Source organism: Virgibacillus necropolis, from assembly GCF_002224365.1.
GTDB classification, from domain to species: domain Bacteria; phylum Bacillota; class Bacilli; order Bacillales; family Amphibacillaceae; genus Virgibacillus_F; species Virgibacillus_F necropolis.
In genome coordinates this window covers 4,276,210-4,294,607 of the sequence record NZ_CP022437.1, presented here as the reverse complement: position 1 = coordinate 4,294,607, position 18,398 = coordinate 4,276,210, and the positions used below count along the sequence as shown (strand labels likewise).

The following is an 18,398-nucleotide window of genomic DNA, read 5'->3' as shown; positions in this document are numbered from 1 at the left end:
AATTATGTATTGCAAAACAGGTATCATCGTGCTATTGTATTTAACAATATATTTTTTTCGGAATAGGATAGAGACTACATAAGAGAGGAGGAGACTTACATGAAGAAAGTAACCCTTGAGGAAATATTTATCCATCCAATCACACAAAAATATTTGAAGCGGTCAGGAATGGCGCATGCGATTAAAGTTGCAGAGTATGCTTTTGAATTTGCCAAAAAGAACGATGTGGACCCTGACCTTGCAGTAAAGGCTGCATTGCTTCATGATGTTGGTCATTATACCTGGTACCGTGATGGGGAATGGGATTATGAGCTATATCGTGAAAATGATATTCATGCGATCAAAGGAGCAAGTCGAGCACACAAACTTTTGATTCGAATTGGTGAAGATCGGCATGCTGCGAAAGAAATAGCAGTGGCAATCTTACTACACACAGATTCTTATTTGCCTGAAGGCCACTTGAATTTAAAACCGTTGCAATACGTTGTGTCACTCGCGGACGAATCAGATGAAGAATCGGGAGGCAAACACCACTATCGCACCATTGAAGATAGTGAAGCAATAAAACGAATTCGCAGTTTGGATAGAAAGATTATGAAGGAAAATGAACAATTTAATAAAATTATATAATAGGGATTCCTACTATAAATGGAAGGAGTAAGCTCATTTACTAATAAATGAAGCTTATTTTTGTTGTTCTTAGTAAGCGCAAAAAAAGACCCGAAGCTACCGGATCTTTACATTCTTCTTATAGTGCGTGTTCAAAAAGGCGGCAAATTAGAAACAAGAAGTTCAAGGCGCGAATATTTTGAGGACCGGACTTGCACAGGATGTGCTGACTTCTACGTTGTCCACAGGACGTGGACGGTTTTAGTAGAAGTTCCTCTATGCTTTTAATACGTGAGGACCGGAAAAATTGAGCAACGAAGAAATTCGCCGTTTATCATTTGGTGACTTTTTGAACAACCTCTTATAGTGCACCAAGATATTTTTCTAGTGTAATATCTTTTTCATGAATAACAGTTGCTACTTCTTTTCCAACATAGCGCAGGTGCCATGGCTCATATTGGTATTTTGTAATAGATTCTTTGCCTTTCGGATAACGAATGATAAATCCGTATTCATGCGCATGGGCTTTCACCCATTTTCCTTCTTCGGTTTTGGCGAAATTTGTATTTAGATTAAAATTAATTTCAGGGCTAGTTACATCCATCGTTAATCCAGTTTGATGCTCGCTTTCGCCAGGTCTAGCACTATATTTGTTTGCTGCATCTTCACCATCTTTTGCTACATATGATGCAAAAATGGATTCCTGTGTGTTGTAGGAACGATAGCCAGATTGGGCAAATAGGTCTAATCCTGCTTTGTCTGATGCCTTGAACAAATCCTCTAACGCATGGGCCGCTTCTTCCCGCATATATCGCTTCGGTAAATCTTGTGTAAACGGAAAACGAACGTTTGGCGCAATCAAATCATCCGGAATATAGTCGTTTGGCAATGCATGACTTTTGTTAACAAGTACTAATGTGTCTGAAGGATCATCTACAATAACTGTTTCTTCTGGATTAGAAATAGGAACACTTCCTTTCCCTGGTTCAACTGCAAATTCCCCATCTAATGCTTTTTTCAACCATTTCATTGTCGCTTGATTATATTCGCCTGAAGCTGGAAGTTTTACTTGTTGAGCTTGAAAATCTTTCAATGCTTCTGTCGTTTCGTTATCAAAATTTCCAGTTACAGAAATCTCATATCCAATTTTTACTAAGGCTGCCTGAAGTTCTTTTACGTCTTCACCACTATCACCACTTTTTAAGGTAGATGCAGGCAACTCACTGTCGTTTTTTGGTTCGATAGTAGTATCCTTTGAACCAGAGTGATTAGCGGTAGTTGGTTCTGTGCATGCTGTAAATAGGCATAAAACCGATAGTAGTAAAATGATTGATAGTAATTTTCTCTTCATCTAGCGTAACGCTCCCTTGAATTTATAACAACATCTACAAGTATACCATGTGTAGACGTGTCACATCACGAGATTTTTCGAATCAGTTTCCAAGTGTGATTGTTTGCTAGATAGCAGATTTTCTTATAAAGTGAAATTTCATTCAGTGGGAGTTTTCGTTCTTTCCGCACTGAATGGTAGGTGAACAATGAAAGGGTGGTTAGATGAAACATTTGTTTAAAGAAGGATCAGATAAAAGTAAACCAACATTATTGTTGCTTCATGGAACAGGAGGAACAGAAGAGGATTTATTACCATTAGCAGACATGATAGATCCAACAGCATCTGTTCTTGGTGTACAAGGAAATGTTAGTGAGGGCGGGATGCCTCGCTTCTTCCGTCGTTTAGAAGAAGGGGTTTTCGATGAGGAAGACCTTATTTTTCGAACCAACGAATTAAATGAATTTGTTGATCAAGCAGCAAAAGATCATGGTTTTGATCGGAATAATGTAGTGGCAATCGGTTATTCAAATGGTGCAAATATTGCTGCTAGCATGCTGTTCCACATCGCAAATTCACTAAAAGGTGCAATTCTCCATCATCCAATGGTTCCGAGACGGGGACTTGAACTTCCAGATCTGACTGATCATCCTGTATTTATTGCTGCAGGAAAAAATGATCCACTTTGTAAGCCTGAAGAATCGGAAGAACTAAAAGAACTTCTCGAACAGGGGAACGCTAAGGTCGATCTACACTGGGAAATGAATGGTCATCAGTTGTCGCGAGCAGAAGTTGAAAAAGCTGCTGAATGGTATCAAAAGAATTTTGGATGGGGCATGAAATAAGCGCTTTTCTTTCGAGAGGGTGATACGTTGAAACTACTTATATTAGGGGCATCCGGTAGGGTTGGTCGGAAAATTGTTGAACATGCATTAACTAATCGACATCACGTTGTTGCTTTTGTTCGTACACCAGAAAAATTAAAACTTACGTCTGATTATTTAACGGTTTTCAAAGGTGATGTATTAGATAGAACTGACTTAACTCGTGCAATGAATGGTGTAGATCTTATCATCAGTGCCCTAAATACAGATCAAACTAATACGCTGTCTCGAAGTATGCCTCTTGTAGTTGAAGCAATGGGGGCAAATCAACTAACACAAATTATTACAATTGGAACGGCTGGAATTTTAAACAGTAGGTTAGAGCCTGATTTGTACCGATTTCAATCAAGTGAATCAAAACGAAGAAAGACGACTGCTGCTGAGGATCATTTAGCCGCATTTCACTATCTTGAAAAATCAAATTTGGATTGGACGGTAGTTTGTCCAACTTACCTACCTGATGGAGAAGCGGAAGGGAATTATCGTGTTGAAAAAGATGTACTCCCTAAAGATGGAAAGCGAATTTCAGTTGGTGATACCGCGGCTTTTGCTTATTCGTTGGTGGATAATAAAGAATTTTTAAATACACGTGTAGGGATTGCGTATTAATATAGAAACCAAAAAGGAGAGCTGCATATTATACTATGCGTTCTCCTTTTTAAATTTATTTATTCATTGACTTTCTTCAAACAACCTGCAAATTTCCACGATCACATTCGTTGCTTTTTCCATGTTATCAATAGAAATGTATTCAAATTTGCCGTGATAATTTTCGCCACCAGTGAAAATATTTGGTGTAGGTAATCCCATAAAGGATAATTGGGATCCATCAGTCCCACCACGAACGGGTTTTATAAGCGGTTTAATAGCGAGATTTTCCATTGCTTGTTGGGCGATATCTACAATTTCTTTAACAGGTTCAATTTTTTCACCCATATTATAATATTGATCTTCCATCTTTAATTGTACATGATGCTCACCAAATTTTTCTTTGATGTCCTTAACAGCTTTTTCCATATGTGCTTTACGCGCTTCGAAATTCTTTTTATCAAAATCTCGAATGATATAAGAAGCATGCGTTTTTTCCACATCGCCAAGGATGGAACTTAGGTGATAAAAGCCCTCATATTTTTCAGTATGTTCCGGGGTTTCGAGTTCTGGAAATTTGCCGATGAATTCAGCTGCCATGGTTCCTGCATTAACCATTTTGTTTTTCGCTGTACCAGGGTGAACACTGTTCCCGATAAATGTAATTTCTGCTGCAGCGGCGTTAAAACTTTCAAACTGCAGTTCCCCTAGTGGTCCGCCGTCAATTGTATAGGCAAACTTGGCATCGAATGCGTCAACATCGAATTTGTGTGGTCCAAGTCCAATTTCCTCATCAGGTGTAAAAGCTACGCGTATTTTTCCATGTTTTACTTCCTGGTGGTTAATTAAGTAGGCCATTGCAGTCATAATTTCGGCAATTCCAGCTTTGTTATCAGCGCCTAAAAGTGTTGTTCCATCTGTTGTTAGTAACGTATGACCTTTATAACCAGGGAGCTCGGGGAATTCTTTTCCTGTTAAAACTACATTTAACGCTTCATTTAGTACTAAATCATTTCCATCAAAATTTTCTACAAGCTGTGGATTAACATTTTTTCCAGTGAAATCTGTAGCTGTATCAACGTGTGCTAGAAAGCCAATAGTCGGGATATCCTTTTCACTATTAGCAGGAAGTGTGGCCATTACGTAACCGTTTTCGTCGATTGTTACATCACTCATACCGATTTCCTTTAATTCATCTACTAATAAATTGGCGAGTGTTAACTGACCTGGAGTTGAAGGTGTGTTTTCGCTCTTTCCATCTGACTGGGTATCTATTTTTACATATGTAGTGAGGCGGTTAATTAAATCTTTTTTCATTTAATCGTCATCTCCTAATGTGGTTTATGATTATTTTATCATACCCCATAGAAGGGAATTAGAGAAAAATATCGAATTCTTATAAAAGGGTAGATACTGTATTGGAAAATTGCTTGAAGAGCTGTATTGTGAAATAATTTTTATAGGAGGAGATTCGGAATGTCTTATTTAGTTTCAGTTGATTGGTTGAAAAAGAAATTAGAAAATAAAACCGAGGAGATAGTTGTTGTTGATGTTCGTTTTTCACTCGCTGATCCTGATGAGGGAAGAAAAGCTTATGAACAGGGGCATATTCCAAGTGCCATGTATTTGGATTTAAATAAAGATTTATCAAGTCCTGCTTCAGAACATGGAGGAAATCATCCACTTCCTGATATGGAAATATTCGCTGAAAAGCTTGGTGAAATTGGCATTGATCAACAAACAACGGTAGTCATTTATGATGAAAAAAATGATATGTTTGCGGCGCGTCTGTGGTGGTTGCTTGATTATATGGGACATAAAAATGTTTATTTGTTAGATGGGGGAATCGCGCGTTGGATAGAGGAAGGAAATGTTGTGACAACGGAAATACCTCTTCCAGCAGTGAAAAAGTTCCAGCCTGAAATCCAGGAAAATCAAGTAGTAGATATGAAACAAGTGAAGGAAAAAATGAAAGATAAGTCTTCGGTGTTAATAGATTCGCGATCAAAAGATAGATATTTAGGACAATCAGAACCAATGTATGCGAAAGCGGGACATATTCCAGGCGCGAAAAATTTCTTCTGGAAGGATGTCTTGCAGGAGGATGGGCGCTGGAAAAATGATGAGGATTTGCAATCGAATTTTGATAGTTTAGCTAAGGACGATGAAATTATTGTGTCCTGTGGTTCAGGTGTATCAGCCTGTCCAAACATCATTGCATTGAAAATGGCTGGTTATGAAAATGTGAAATTGTATCCAGGAAGTTATAGCGATTGGATATCATACGAAGATAATCAAGTTGAAACAAAAGAAGAGTAGGGGAATGCAAAATGAAAAATAGGTGTGATTGGGCAACCTCTGATCAGATATACATCGATTATCATGATAACGAGTGGGGCAAACCAAAACATGATGATGAGGAATTATTTGAAATGCTTTGTCTAGAAGGCGCACAAGCAGGTTTGAGCTGGATAACTATATTGAAGCGTCGAGAAAATTATCGCAAAGCATTTGATAATTTTGATCCAGCCGTCATTCAGGAGTACGATGAGGAAAAAATCCAAGAGATTTTGCAGGACGAAGGGATCATTCGCAATAAACTAAAGGTACGTTCTGTCGTGACGAATGCAAAAGCATTTTTAAACGTGCAAGAAGAATTTGGAACTTTTGACACTTATATCTGGAGTTTTGTTGGTGGTGAACCGATTTTAAATGACTGGAAGAATCATGAGGAAGTCCCCGCCACAACAGATGAATCTGTCAAAATGAGCAAAGATTTAAAAAAGCGAGGATTTAAATTTGTAGGTCCAACGATTTGCTATGCTTACATGCAATCAACTGGAATGGTAAATGACCATACGCAGGAATGTTTCTTGCATCATAAAAAGGATTAATAATGTAAAGAGGCTGACTGGGAAATTTAGGTCAGCCTCTTTTGGAAAGGCCTAGTATTCTGCCGTCATGTAAAAGTATATCCACTTTCCCACATATGCTTTTCAGTCCCCATCTTCAAGCTGAACCTCTAAACAGGCATTTTACTACCTTCATAATCAACCTCAAATCCAAGATCTCTTAACATTTGATGGTCTTTCGTTCCTTCTTGCCCAGCTGTTGTTAAATAGTCTCCAATAAAAATTGAGTTTGCTGCATACAAACCAAGGGGTTGTAGGCTTCTCAAGTTTACTTCACGCCCACCAGATATTCGAATTTCTTTAGTCGGATTGATGAAACGAAACAGACTCAATACTTTCAAACAATATAATGGGTTTAATTCATCCGTTCCTTCTAATAATGTCCCGTCCATTGCATGGAGAAAGTTAACTGGAATGGAGTCGGCATCTAATTCTTTCAATGCTATTGCCATATGTATGACATCTTGTTTTGATTCTTTCATTCCAACAATTACACCAGAACAAGGTGAAATTCCAGCATTTTTCGCTTTATTAACCGTCGCAACTCGGTCTTGATAGCTGTGACTTGTTGTTATAGTATCATGGTGGTTTTCTGATGTGTTGATATTGTGATTGTAACGGTCAACACCAGATTCTTTTAACTGTTCTGCCTGTCCAGGTTTAAGGATTCCAAGACACGCACATATTTTCAAATCATATTTTTCTTTTATTTCCTTTACTGCCCCTGTAACTTGATTTAATTCGCGAGTTGTAGGACCGCGTCCGCTTGCGACGATACAATAGGTGCCTGAATTTAACTGATGAGCTTTTTCCGCTCCAGCTACAATTGTATCTTTGTGCATCATTCGATATTTTTGGATCGGATTACTAGAATCCCTAGATTGTGCACAATAACCACAGTTCTCTGGACACGCACCAGATTTAGTGTTAATAATCATATTTAATTTTACTTTATTTCCGTAATAGTGTTTTCGAATTTGGTAAGCGCTATTTAGTAGTTCTAGAATTTTTTCATCAGGACATTCCAAAATTTCCATCGCTTCACCTTCTGAAATCTCATATCCATCAACGACATCGCTTGCTAGTGATTTAAAATTCAACATTATACTCCTCCTTGTTTAAGCAGCATTTTTTTGGTTTTTATTTTGCACCTTCCTAATACCACTTCGTTCTAAACGGAAAGCAAAAAAGCCCGCTAAAACAGATAGAACAATGTCTTTTGGTAGTGGAACCATCATCCATAACCATGCTAATTGATAGGTGAATCCTTCTGGAGCATCAAACCAAAAGAGATAAGCGGCATACATCCAATTTGTTCCAAAGACATAGTTGATCGACATACCTACCAATGCTGCAGTTACATAAATAGGTAAGCTCCGTTTTACTTCCACAATTTTTCCTGCTACATAGGCAACTAATATAAAGGATAAGATGAAGCCAAACGTCGGGGAAATAATGGCTGCAATTCCACCCTTAAATTGAGCAAAGATTGGTGCCCCAGCTAATCCTAGAATCATATAAACAAACATAGAAAAAGCTCCAAGACGGCTACCAAGAACAATTCCTGCTAATACAGCAAAAAACGTTTGTAATGTAATAGGAACTCCACCAACTACTAAAAATGGAGCAATCGATGTGATATTGGCTCCAATCGCAGTTAATGCTACAAATAAGCTTCCTACTGTTAAATTCAATGGTGTCCATTTCGTATTTTTCACATAGTAATCTCCTTTCTATTTTATATGTAAACTCTATAATTAAATAGGTTAACATATAAAATAGATTACCATACTAAGAGAATAAATTCACAGGTTTTTTTAACAAACAAAAAACAGCTATCCACTTGAGATAACTGTTTCCTATTTTTATTTTAACTTAAAAGCCTTTATCTCTTTATTCAACTGTTCAGCAAGTTTTCTTACTTCGTCTGCTACTACCGCAAATCCTTTCCCATGTTATCGGCATTTTTCATCTGAGTATTAAGTACTATTTTAAAAAATCTAACACTTGAAATGCACGCTGCATATATTGTAAAATAACAAATTGTGTGTGGAATTAGACACAATTCAATAATAAATAGGTGATTTAAATGGTAGGAACAGCTTTTTTAGAAGAAAATAAAAATAATATAAAAGAGGAGTTGGACACACTAGAAATCCAGCTTTTCCGTATGCAACATAATATAAAAGAAATTGCAAAAAAGTGGGAGATCATAAGTATTGATCAGACATATGACAATAACTGGGTGGTTATTTATGCTGACAAAGGTGCGGAGGCATGTCAAATTATGCTTCATGACTGTGATGCATCATTCCGCGGAAATTGGGACGCCGCCATTCAAACCAACTATAAAAATGACAATACTATTCATATTGCCGATATAAAAGGGCGACAGAACAAGGGCTATGGTTCCATTTTAATGAATCATTTAAAAGAATTGGCTCATGATGAAAACGTGCAATATATTACGGGTGATATTGTGGAGCGTGACTTTGACCATGTAAATCGATTGAAACACTTTTATAGAAAGCACAATTTTGATGTGAACATTAACCATGAAGAGCAATGCGGTGAAATTGTTTGGAATGAAGGTTGAAAAAATGAGCGATCCCCAAAAATAGGATCGCTCATCGCTTTATTCTAACACAGGTGCTTTCCGGTGGTTCGTAGCTTGTTCATAAGCATAAGCTAACTCGATTAATTGTGCTTCTGAAAAAGCTAATCCCGTGAAGGTAATTCCAACTGGTTTTCCAGTTTCCGTGTATCCCGCCGGAACCGTGATGGATGGATACCCCGCTTTTGCGGCAATACTGGATCCATAAAAGTTCGGAAAAAATAAAGCGTCTAGCTTTTGTTCCCTCATAACTTCTTGCATCTTATCCTGTGAAAATTCTAAGTCCATTAATCGATCTGTGATATATTCTTCTTCCACAAGTGCTCCGCTTTTCGTTTCCGATTTGATTAGTGTAGTTTGTCCATATTCTAGAGCTTCGTTTGCGTTTGATTGATTAAAATTGATGACATCACGCAATGAACGAACAGTGGAGTTTACCGGAAGTTTACCTAAATAAGCATTCACTCCATTTTTGAATTCATGATATAATACACTTGAATCTGGAAGATCATTTGGTAAATAAATTGGATCCACGATGGTAGTACCTAGCTTTTCCATATCCTCAAGAGCTTGATTAACAAGTGTTAATTCCGTCTCATCAAGTTCTGATAAATAGTTTCGTGGTACACCTATTCTTTTATTTTCTAATCCATGTTTATTTAGAAAAGGTATATAGTCCGTTATTCTGTCGGCGTTTACTGCAGTTGCTGGATCTTTAGCATCTTTACCAGACAAAGCGCCTAATAGGATAGCGGCATCTTCAACCGTCCGTGTCATTGGCCCAGCAGTGTCTTGACTGTGTGCAATCGGAATAATACCAGTTCGGCTAGTCAGCCCTACAGTCGGCTTAATACCAACGAGTGAATTGCTACTTGCAGGACTTAAAATGGACCCATCCGTTTCGGTACCAATAGCACCAGCTGCAAAGTTAGCAGCAACTCCAGCACCAGATCCTGAACTAGAACCCCCGACATCAAAATCACCCGGGCCATACGGATTCAACACCTGCCCACCCCTTGAACTATAGCCATTTGGCATTCCTTGTGACATAAAATTAGCCCATTCAGTTAAATTTGTTTTTCCTAGAATGATTGCACCAGCCACGCGTAACCTTTCTGTCACAAAGGCATCTTCACTTGCATAATGATCAGCAAGAGAAACTGATCCTGCAGTAGTATGCATTTTATCTCCTGAATCAATGTTGTCTTTAATAAGAATTGGAACGCCGTGAAGTGGACCTCTTTTACCGGATTGTAGACGTTCTACATCAAGTGCTTCGGCAATATGTAAAGCATCAGGATTAATTTCGATTACAGCATTTATCTTTGGACCAGTTGAGTTATACTTTGCAATTTGTTCGAGATACATTTTGGTTAGCCCTAGGGCAGTTAATTCACCAGATTCCATTGATTGTTGTATGTTCGTTATCGTTGCTTCATTGAATTGGAATAGTTGTTTAGACATGTAGTGACCTCCTGGAAAAATGTGTGTTAGGTATATATTCGATTTATGATAATGGAATTCCTCTGAAAAATATAAAAATGTTGTGCCAAACTATATGGTAGTTAGTAATAAAGAAGAAAGTGGTAAGTACAAATGTGTTTACTTATCACTATTTGACTGAGATAGAATTGCGCTACACGCTCAAGCACGCTTTTCCAGGTTTCTTGCTGTTTCACTTTTATTTACTTGTTTTTGATCTCGATACGTACCAAATGTTTTATCGACAGAAGTGTGTGTTACGCCAAACCAATAGTTCTCATTTTTGAAATGGTGCCACAGATGAGCCCTTTTGGTATTTCGTCCTAATTTTGTACGCGGTTGAATCGGTTTATGGGCAATATAATGTTTCCATTCATAATAAAGAAAATAAGCAATTAATCCAGCAAGAAAAGCTATCGTCAGTTGCAGGTTACCCGTGATTAAGTAGAAGACTGCTGCACCGATAAAGAAGTTTGGAAGGCTAAACCAAAGTGGTAGAAATAATAAGTTTAAATCTTTAGGATCTACATGATGATCAAAGTGTAAACGCTTAATCGTTTTTAACAAAAAAGCATTCTTAGGTGTCTTCATATGAAACAAAAAACGATGAACTATATACTCACTAGTCGCATAAGTCTCCATTCCAATTACAAGGGCAATCCAGGTATTAAATTGTAGCATGTGCAAAACTGTATATATCATGAATGGAACAAAAAGAACAAGCATAACAAAGACATCTGGAAATGTGACAAACTCCTTGTAGTACTTACCCATAACTGTCATCCCTTCCCTTATTTTTATTGGATGATGTTTGATCTCATATATATGCTTTATTATATCACAATATTTTTTGAAACTTTCCATAAATGAACATAACGCAGGTCCTATCGTTTCTCAGAAATGACCAATTTTTCGTATTGACATTCAACACCTTTTAGAATAAACTAAAAATACTACAAAAGGAGGTGGGTTACATGTTTCAAACTGGTAAAGGCATTACAAAATTCAGAGAATACCTCTGGATGTGTTATGCGCTTTTTGCTGATTTTGTTAACAACGGGATACGTCTGTCCTTTTTTAAACAAATGAATGTAAAATACCAGTAAGAGACATCTACCCGCTATACGGTTTTAATTGCTTAAGGCGACGGGGAGTTTATATCTCTGTCGTCTTTTTAGTATGCAATTTTTTGGATGATCTCTGCTATGCGGAGGAAGAGAAAATGATTATTTGTAGTTTAAAAAATGTAACACAAACATTTGGTGCTAACATGATTTTTAGTGATATGACATGCGAAATAAAGGAAAATGAACGGATTGGACTTATCGGACGGAACGGTGAAGGTAAAACTACTTTATTAGACTTAATGGCAAGGAAGTCAGATCCAGCTGAAGGTACAATTAGTTGGAAGAAAAATTTAACTGTTGGTCTTTTGCAACAGTCTCCAGATATAGATGATAATAAGAAGGTTGAAGCATTATTATATGAAGTTTTTGCTTCGTTAGAAGAATTGAAGCGGAAAATGACAGATTTGGAAAATGCTATGGCTACTGAGCAAAATCCTGATAAGCTAAACCGGCTTATAGAAAAGTACGGCGCATTACAGGAGAAGTTTCAAGAAGATAGCGGCTATGAAATTGATTCACAAATTAGAAGAATTATGAGTGGGCTGCAAATAACCGATTTAGCTGAAAAAGAATGGAAGCAGCTAAGTGGTGGAGAGCGGACAAAGGTTGGTTTAGCTCAGCTTCTGTTAAAAGCTCCAGACTTGTTACTACTTGATGAACCAACAAACCATTTAGATTTGTTTGCGATAGAATGGCTAACTGATTTTATCAAAAGCTATCTTGGTACCGTTGTTATCGTTTCACATGACCGTTACTTTTTAGATGAAACAGTTACATCCATTTTAGAAATGGATCAAGGGGAACTGATACGATATTTTACGAATTACTCTAATTATGTAAAAGAGCGTGAAGCGCGTCTTTTAATAGAGTTTCAACAATACCAGGATCAACAGAAGAAAATGAAAAAGATGAGAGAAACGATCAAGCGATTAAAAGAATGGGCAAATCAAGCAAACCCACCAAATGACGGATTACATCGTCGTGCGAAAAGCATGGAAAAAGCTTTAGCTCGTATGGAAACATTGAAAAAGCCAATTTTAGAACAAAAAAAGATCAATTTAGATTTTCAAATGAACAAACGAAGCGGGAAGGACGTTGTTATAGTTGAAGACGTTTCGAAAAAATTTAATGAAAAATCCCTGCTAACGAGTGTGAATATGCACGTAAGGTTTCGAGAACGAATCGCGATCATCGGTGAAAATGGGTGTGGAAAATCCACTTTGCTAAAGATGATTCTACAAAAAGAAAATGTGGATGATGGCGCTATCCACCTTGGAAGCAATTTATCAGTTGGATTCTTATCCCAGCATATGCTTGAAATAAATGGTAAACGATCAATTATTGATGAATTTCGTGATCAAGTTCATGTAACGGAAGGAGACGCTAGAGGGATACTAGCAAAGTTCCTCTTCTACGGCAATACAGTTTTTCAAAAAGTGAACAGTTTGAGCGGTGGCGAACAAATGCGATTGCGTTTAGCACAACTTGTTCACCAGGATCATAATTTATTAATTTTGGATGAACCGACAAACCACTTGGATATTGAATCAAAAGAGGTCTTAGAGGATGCATTGGACCAATTTGACGGGACGATTATTGCTGTATCACATGATCGTTATTTCCTCGATCGACTTTTCCCGCTCACCTATTTGGTAGCGGGTGGTAAGCTAACAAGGTACGAAGGAAGCTTTACATTTGCAAGGCAAAAATGGACGGAATTAGACGCACTAGAACTATAATCTTTTCCACGAAATAGTTGTTATGATAAACTACTACAATAAAGTAGGAAAGGATGCGAATAATATGAAGTTTATTACATTAAATAACGGTCTTCGCATGCCACAACTTGGTTATGGTGTGTGGCAGGTTCCTGAAGATGAAGTAACACCAGCAGTATCTACAGCAATTGAAGTTGGATTTCGATCTATTGATACAGCAAAAGTATATAAAAATGAACGAGGGGTAGGCGAGGCAATCGCAACTAGTAATGTTCCCCGCGAGGATTTATTTATTACAACAAAGGTTTGGAATACGGATCAAGGCTATGATAATACGTTAAAAGCTTTTGACGAAAGCTTGGAAAAGTTAGGTTTGGATTATGTTGATTTATATTTAATCCACTGGCCAACGCCAGAATATGATGATTATGTAGAAACGTATAAAGCAATGGAAAAATTATATAAAGATGGCCGTGCGAAAGCAATTGGAGTTTGTAACTTTAATATTGAGCATTTACAACGTTTATTAGATGAATGTGACGTAACACCTGTCGTTAATCAGGTCGAATGCCATCCATATTTACAACAAACTAAATTGCAGGATTTTTGCCAGAAGAACGATATTTATTTAGAGGCATGGAGCCCATTAATGCAGGGTGGCGAAGTATTGGATAATGATGTGATCAAGGAAATTGCGCGGCAATATGGCAAAACCTCTGCACAAGTTATCATTCGTTGGCATTTACAGAGTGGAAGAATTGTCATTCCAAAATCTGTGACACCATCACGTATTGAAGAAAACTTTGATGTGTTTGGCTTTGAACTAACCAAAGAAGACTTGGAGAAGATTGCTAAGCTTGATCGTAATGAGCGTAAAGGTCCTGAACCAAGTGAAATGAATAATCGATAGAATAAAGGAAAAAAACAGGCGCGGAGTTGTTCCGTGTCTGTTTTTTTATGTTATATTTCCTGGGAAATAATAGCGAACCTTGTCATTTCTTAGGGTTTCTTAAATAAATTTGGAATTAAGCAAAAATAAGTAAAGCACTGATAACGATTTTGTAGTATACTAATAGAAATCTTGTTCATCCATTTTGAAAGGAGTGGTGTTAAATGGCTATTTATAAAAATGTTTCACTCAACCAACAAACACATATCAAAATGGAGGAACGATTAGCGTAAGCACGGTCATTCCTCCGACATTTTAGGAGGAAATAATAATTGAACAAACTTGAAACTATTGGATGGGATCAGTCTGTCCAAGATATTGATGAAGACAAAATTGCCCGCGTTATTGCAGTTCAAAAGAATAGTTATCGGATTTTAGATGGTGAAATGGAATACTTTTCACACTTGAGTGGGAAGTTTTTAAATCAAGTAGTTTCCTCACTGGATTATCCAGCTGTAGGTGACTGGGTAGAAGTACAAAAATTGGTAGATGAGCAGAAAGCTGTAGTTAATCGCATTCTTCCAAGGAAGAGTCAATTTGTTCGCCAGGCTGCTGGAACGCGGACGGAAGCGCAAATTGTTGCTGCTAATATGGATACAGTCTTTATCGTGAACTCACTTAACCATGATTTGAATTTACGCCGTATGGAACGATATATTTTATCAACGTATGAAAGTGGAGCAACGCCTGTTATTATTTTAACAAAAAGAGACGAATGCGCACAAGACGAAATTGATACAATTATTGCCCAAGTGGAAGAAGTTGCTATCGGTGTACCCATCATTCCTTTAAGTAACATAACGAAGGAAGGAATAGAGGAATTACTGACATACCTGCCAGCAGGAAAAACGGGTGCATTACTTGGTTCGTCTGGTGTAGGGAAGTCAACGTTAGTTAACACGTTAATTGGGGATAAGGTACAGGAAACGAAGGATGTACGAACGGTAGATAGTAGAGGACGTCATACGACAACACACCGGGAAATGTTTCGATTACCAAATGGATCATTGTTGATTGATACCCCTGGCATGCGGGAATTGCAGCTGTGGGAAGGAGAAACAGCAATCGATGCAACCTTCCAGGACGTTGAGGTTCTTGAGAACGAATGCAAGTTTACGGACTGCCAGCATGATACAGAACCGGGATGTCGTGTGCAAGAAGCTATAGCAAATGGTGAATTATCGGATGAACGCTTCAAAAGCTATTTAAAATTACAGCGCGAACTGGCATATGAAAGAAGAAAGCAAGATCAAAAAGCACAATTAGAAGAAAAAAATAGATGGAAAAAGATTTCAAAGATGCAACATACACAGTCTAAATTTAGGAAAAAACGATGAAAACGAAAACACCTTCCTCAGGAATAGGAAGGTGTTTTCATTTACTTTTTTACACAGGGGTAAGAAGTTAATCCCTAAACCCTAAAAGTTAATCGAAAGTGGAGTGGAGCTGATCGATAGTACCAGTAAGTCGATCGACAAACCCGAAAAGTTGATCCACAGCTCGAGAAAGTCAATCCACATCCTTTCAAAGTTGATCCATGGTTCCTAAAAGTCGATCCACAGACTCAAAATACAATCTGGCACTTGCAAACTATCCAAACACGCGTTTTACAGCATCCTTATATTCAGCAAAATAGCTCGGTGCATCCTCGGGGTTAATCCCAACAAGCATATTTTCGACAATTGAGCTATTGTACCACTTTTGTTGTTCAACGCCTGCATTAAAGTTGCGCCAAACAGCTTCTCCTTGTGAATCCAGATCCTGTTCTAGTCCTAGCAAATTATCTAGTTTATCCGCTACGATTAGGTTTTTAACGTCAATTTCAGCATGCTTCACAATGTCAATAGTATGTTGTTTTCGCTCCTGCCATGATTTTGATTTATCCTCGGTATGGGCTGCAACAAGTTCAGCTACCCTGGAGCCGAATTCCGCTTCAATATCTTCTATTTCATAAGTAGTATCTTCAACAACATCGTGTAAATACCCAGCACAAACTACTGCATCTGAAAATCCAGCGCCTTCTAGCTTTTCCGCAACACGTATCGGATGCGTGATATATGGAACATTTGAACTTTTACGCGTTTGTCCTTGATGGGCTTTCTCTGCAAATTCCTTGGCTTTTTGTTTCACAGTAATTGCCTCCTTAGTTACAGTATATTCTAAAACTAGGATAGTATTAGAAATTAACATGTATAAAGCTATAACAGTACTCCGAAAGAATTTTCCGAACCTCAAGGACTATAAAGGGCGATAATCCCAATGAATAGGTGGGGATGAATTTCGGTGGTAGCCAAAAGTTCTTTACTCATACACCCTCGCACAATGATTCCAAATGATACTTCAAAGTAGCTTGCATTTTTTCAGCAGAAAATCGATCAGGATGAAGAATTCCATGTAACGCCATCCCATCAATCAATGCATATAACCGTTCAATTTCCATGTTTTTATCCAAATTTGGACTTGATAAACCTAAATCAGTGAGTCTTTCTACTACCATGGAACACGCCTGATGCATGTCATCATAAACGACTTGACTCAATTCTTTTAAAGCAGGGTCGACAAGTGTTTTCGTTGAGAAAACCAACCACACCTCCATTTCAATTCGGCGATCCATATCAATTGGTAAAAATTCACTTAAGAAATCCTGCATTGCTTCAAGTGGTGTACCTTCATAGCTTTTATTTTTTGCTCGATTTTCCACTCGATCCGATACGAGCTGCATGGAAAATACAAATAACTCGGACTGTGTTGAAAAATAATGGCGCAAAGACCCTACAGAAATATTAGCTACTTTTGCAATTTTACGGACAGATGCCTCTTCAAGACCTTCGTTGACAATAACCTTCCATGTTGCTTCTGCTATTTTAATTTTTCTTTTTTTATGATCAACTAATTTTGGCATGATTATATTATAACACAAGTGTACTAATTCATAAGCATATGGTATATTATTAATAATACAACTGTATTAAAAAAGTGATTGATTGTATTGTTGGTTTGGGGAAAGGAATGACAATTAAAATGACTTTTCAAGAGAATAAAAAGTATGGCGCTGAACATGCACGGCTGGAAAGAAAGTATTTTTATATTCATTTGATTATTTTTATCCTGGTACATGGTATATTCACTTTAATTTTTGGATTAGTATCAGCGTCAGATTTACCAAGTGGATCGTATGTTACGCATATAAAGGATTGGATTATTCATAAAGATATTGGGTTTTATAAGAATGATTCAGCGAATTCAATTAGCTCTTTATGGATAACAGTTCTTTTTGTTCATGCAATTTGGGGCTTTTCTTATACAATTTTTCCTAAGAAAAAGAAGGAAAGTAAAAATAAAGATTCAAAAGTTACTAGCCAGGAGAGAGGTTCGAGTAGTAAAAGTCTTCCGATAGTGAAAAAGAATGAGAGAAAAGAAATAACTGAAGGAGTAGCATGGTTGTTCTTGGTTCTCTCTGGTCTAGTGGAAATTTATTGGGCGGCAGGTCTTAAATCTGATTCTATGGGGCTGTTAACACTAATTGCCATGCTTCTTAGTTTTGAACTATTAATACGTGCTACGAAGAAAATACCAATTGGAACTGCTTATGCAGTTTTTACTGGAATTGGTACGATTGGAACAATACTGGTTGATATCTTATATTTCCACGAGCCATTTAAAATGGTGAAGATTTTATTAATTCTTTTATTAGCGTTGTTCATCATTGGACTAAAATTTTCCGATGATAGCGACAAGAAAGGGGAAGCGTAAATGTCTTGGGGTTATCTTATTATTGCGGGATTATTTGAAATTATAGGGGTTATTGGTGTTAAAAAGGTTTCTGAAAGTAATAATTTAATGAATAATGTTGTATTAATAGGTGGTTTTATTGTTAGTTTTACATTTTTATCTTACGCACTTGAAGATATCCCACTATCAACTGCTTATGCTGTTTGGACTGGGATAGGAACTCTAGGGTCTGTCATAATAGGCATGATCTTCTTCAAAGAACCTAAGAATGCATTTAGAGTTTTTTGTGTTCTTGGTATTATTTTTACCATAATTGGATTGAAAGCAGTTAGTTAAGAGTTCTACGGAAAATTTACTTTTTGGTTTAGTCTAAATTGTAAACGCGAAAGTGATGATCCTCAGGTGGTGTTTCTCTTTCCATATAATAGGGAAACAAGTACACTATATATAACT

At 37.3% G+C, this 18,398-nt stretch carries 20 protein-coding genes; 12 read left to right on the top strand and 8 right to left on the bottom strand.

Translation table 11 applies throughout. From position 1 onward, the window contains the following. Positions 1–99: 99 nt before the first annotated feature. Positions 100–630, top strand: coding sequence for an HD domain-containing protein (locus CFK40_RS20475; protein ID WP_089534202.1), 531 nt, complete (start codon positions 100–102; stop codon positions 628–630). A 340-nt stretch (positions 631–970) separates the two neighbouring features. On the opposite strand, the gene CFK40_RS20470 is transcribed toward CFK40_RS20475, so the two are convergent. Next, positions 971–1,960 (bottom strand): D-alanyl-D-alanine carboxypeptidase family protein, encoded by a 990-nt coding sequence (locus CFK40_RS20470; RefSeq protein ID WP_089534201.1) that lies wholly within the window; start codon positions 1,958–1,960, stop codon positions 971–973. Positions 1,961–2,163: 203 nt separating this feature from the next. On the opposite strand from CFK40_RS20470, the gene CFK40_RS20465 reads away from it, so the two are divergent. Further along, on the top strand, positions 2,164–2,784 hold the full coding sequence (locus CFK40_RS20465; protein ID WP_089534200.1) for an alpha/beta hydrolase: 621 nt from the start codon (positions 2,164–2,166) through the stop codon (positions 2,782–2,784). Positions 2,785–2,811: 27 nt separating this feature from the next. Then, positions 2,812–3,432, top strand: a complete 621-nt coding sequence (locus CFK40_RS20460; protein ID WP_089534199.1) for an NAD(P)-dependent oxidoreductase — start codon at positions 2,812–2,814, stop codon at positions 3,430–3,432. Between the two features lie 63 nt (positions 3,433–3,495). On the opposite strand, the gene pepT is transcribed toward CFK40_RS20460, so the two are convergent. Then, positions 3,496–4,728 (bottom strand): peptidase T, encoded by a 1,233-nt coding sequence (pepT, locus tag CFK40_RS20455; protein ID WP_089534198.1) that lies wholly within the window; start codon positions 4,726–4,728, stop codon positions 3,496–3,498. A 159-nt stretch (positions 4,729–4,887) separates the two neighbouring features. On the opposite strand from pepT, the gene CFK40_RS20450 reads away from it, so the two are divergent. Further along, positions 4,888–5,730: a sulfurtransferase gene (locus tag CFK40_RS20450; RefSeq protein ID WP_089534197.1), complete on the top strand. Its 843-nt coding sequence runs from the start codon at positions 4,888–4,890 to the stop codon at positions 5,728–5,730. 11 nt (positions 5,731–5,741) lie between these two features. After that, complete coding sequence (locus CFK40_RS20445) at positions 5,742–6,305, top strand: DNA-3-methyladenine glycosylase I (protein ID WP_089534196.1); 564 nt, start codon at positions 5,742–5,744, stop codon at positions 6,303–6,305. Positions 6,306–6,433: 128 nt separating this feature from the next. Here the strand turns inward: CFK40_RS20445 and bioB are convergent, their stop codons facing one another. Then, positions 6,434–7,426, bottom strand: coding sequence for a biotin synthase BioB (bioB, locus tag CFK40_RS20440; RefSeq protein WP_168927244.1), 993 nt, complete (start codon positions 7,424–7,426; stop codon positions 6,434–6,436). Between the two features lie 15 nt (positions 7,427–7,441). Continuing rightward, on the bottom strand, positions 7,442–8,041 hold the full coding sequence (locus tag CFK40_RS20435; protein ID WP_089534195.1) for a biotin transporter BioY: 600 nt from the start codon (positions 8,039–8,041) through the stop codon (positions 7,442–7,444). Between the two features lie 371 nt (positions 8,042–8,412). Here CFK40_RS20435 and CFK40_RS20430 point away from each other — a divergent pair, with 371 nt between their 5' ends. Then, positions 8,413–8,919, top strand: coding sequence for a GNAT family protein (locus CFK40_RS20430; protein ID WP_089534194.1), 507 nt, complete (start codon positions 8,413–8,415; stop codon positions 8,917–8,919). 39 nt (positions 8,920–8,958) lie between these two features. Here CFK40_RS20430 and CFK40_RS20425 read toward each other — a convergent pair whose 3' ends face one another. Both CFK40_RS20425 and CFK40_RS20420 read right to left on the bottom strand, forming a co-directional pair. Next, the gene (locus CFK40_RS20425) at positions 8,959–10,401 is read right to left on the bottom strand and encodes an amidase family protein (RefSeq protein WP_089534193.1); all 1,443 of its coding nucleotides are present in this window, start codon (positions 10,399–10,401) and stop codon (positions 8,959–8,961) included. A 180-nt stretch (positions 10,402–10,581) separates the two neighbouring features. Continuing rightward, positions 10,582–11,193: a sterol desaturase family protein gene (locus tag CFK40_RS20420; protein ID WP_089534192.1), complete on the bottom strand. Its 612-nt coding sequence runs from the start codon at positions 11,191–11,193 to the stop codon at positions 10,582–10,584. Between the two features lie 200 nt (positions 11,194–11,393). On the opposite strand from CFK40_RS20420, the gene CFK40_RS21575 reads away from it, so the two are divergent. From CFK40_RS21575 to rsgA, 4 genes are all read left to right on the top strand, one after another. Next, positions 11,394–11,525 carry an RAxF-45 family protein gene (locus tag CFK40_RS21575; RefSeq protein WP_264371381.1) on the top strand — a complete coding sequence of 44 codons (132 nt, stop codon included), beginning with the start codon at positions 11,394–11,396 and terminating at the stop codon, positions 11,523–11,525. A gap of 116 nt (positions 11,526–11,641) precedes the next feature. Beyond that, a complete protein-coding gene (gene abc-f, locus CFK40_RS20415; protein ID WP_089534191.1) occupies positions 11,642–13,285 on the top strand; it encodes a ribosomal protection-like ABC-F family protein in 1,644 nt (547 codons plus the stop codon). 64 nt (positions 13,286–13,349) lie between these two features. Beyond that, entirely contained in the window at positions 13,350–14,174 is an 825-nt protein-coding gene (locus tag CFK40_RS20410) for an aldo/keto reductase (RefSeq protein WP_089534190.1), read from the top strand. A gap of 311 nt (positions 14,175–14,485) precedes the next feature. Beyond that, positions 14,486–15,550, top strand: coding sequence for a ribosome small subunit-dependent GTPase A (rsgA, locus tag CFK40_RS20405; RefSeq protein WP_089534189.1), 1,065 nt, complete (start codon positions 14,486–14,488; stop codon positions 15,548–15,550). A 253-nt stretch (positions 15,551–15,803) separates the two neighbouring features. Here the strand turns inward: rsgA and CFK40_RS20400 are convergent, their stop codons facing one another. Both CFK40_RS20400 and CFK40_RS20395 read right to left on the bottom strand, forming a co-directional pair. Further along, positions 15,804–16,343, bottom strand: coding sequence for an HD domain-containing protein (locus CFK40_RS20400; RefSeq protein ID WP_089534188.1), 540 nt, complete (start codon positions 16,341–16,343; stop codon positions 15,804–15,806). A gap of 175 nt (positions 16,344–16,518) precedes the next feature. Further along, the gene (locus tag CFK40_RS20395) at positions 16,519–17,115 is read right to left on the bottom strand and encodes a TetR/AcrR family transcriptional regulator (protein ID WP_089534187.1); all 597 of its coding nucleotides are present in this window, start codon (positions 17,113–17,115) and stop codon (positions 16,519–16,521) included. Positions 17,116–17,222: 107 nt separating this feature from the next. Here CFK40_RS20395 and CFK40_RS20390 point away from each other — a divergent pair, with 107 nt between their 5' ends. Together CFK40_RS20390 and CFK40_RS20385 are read left to right on the top strand one after the other, a co-directional pair. Beyond that, complete coding sequence (locus CFK40_RS20390; RefSeq protein ID WP_227001833.1) at positions 17,223–17,966, top strand: DMT family transporter; 744 nt, start codon at positions 17,223–17,225, stop codon at positions 17,964–17,966. Beyond that, positions 17,967–18,281: a DMT family transporter gene (locus tag CFK40_RS20385; protein ID WP_089534186.1), complete on the top strand. Its 315-nt coding sequence runs from the start codon at positions 17,967–17,969 to the stop codon at positions 18,279–18,281. The last annotated feature ends 117 nt before the right edge of the window (positions 18,282–18,398 follow it).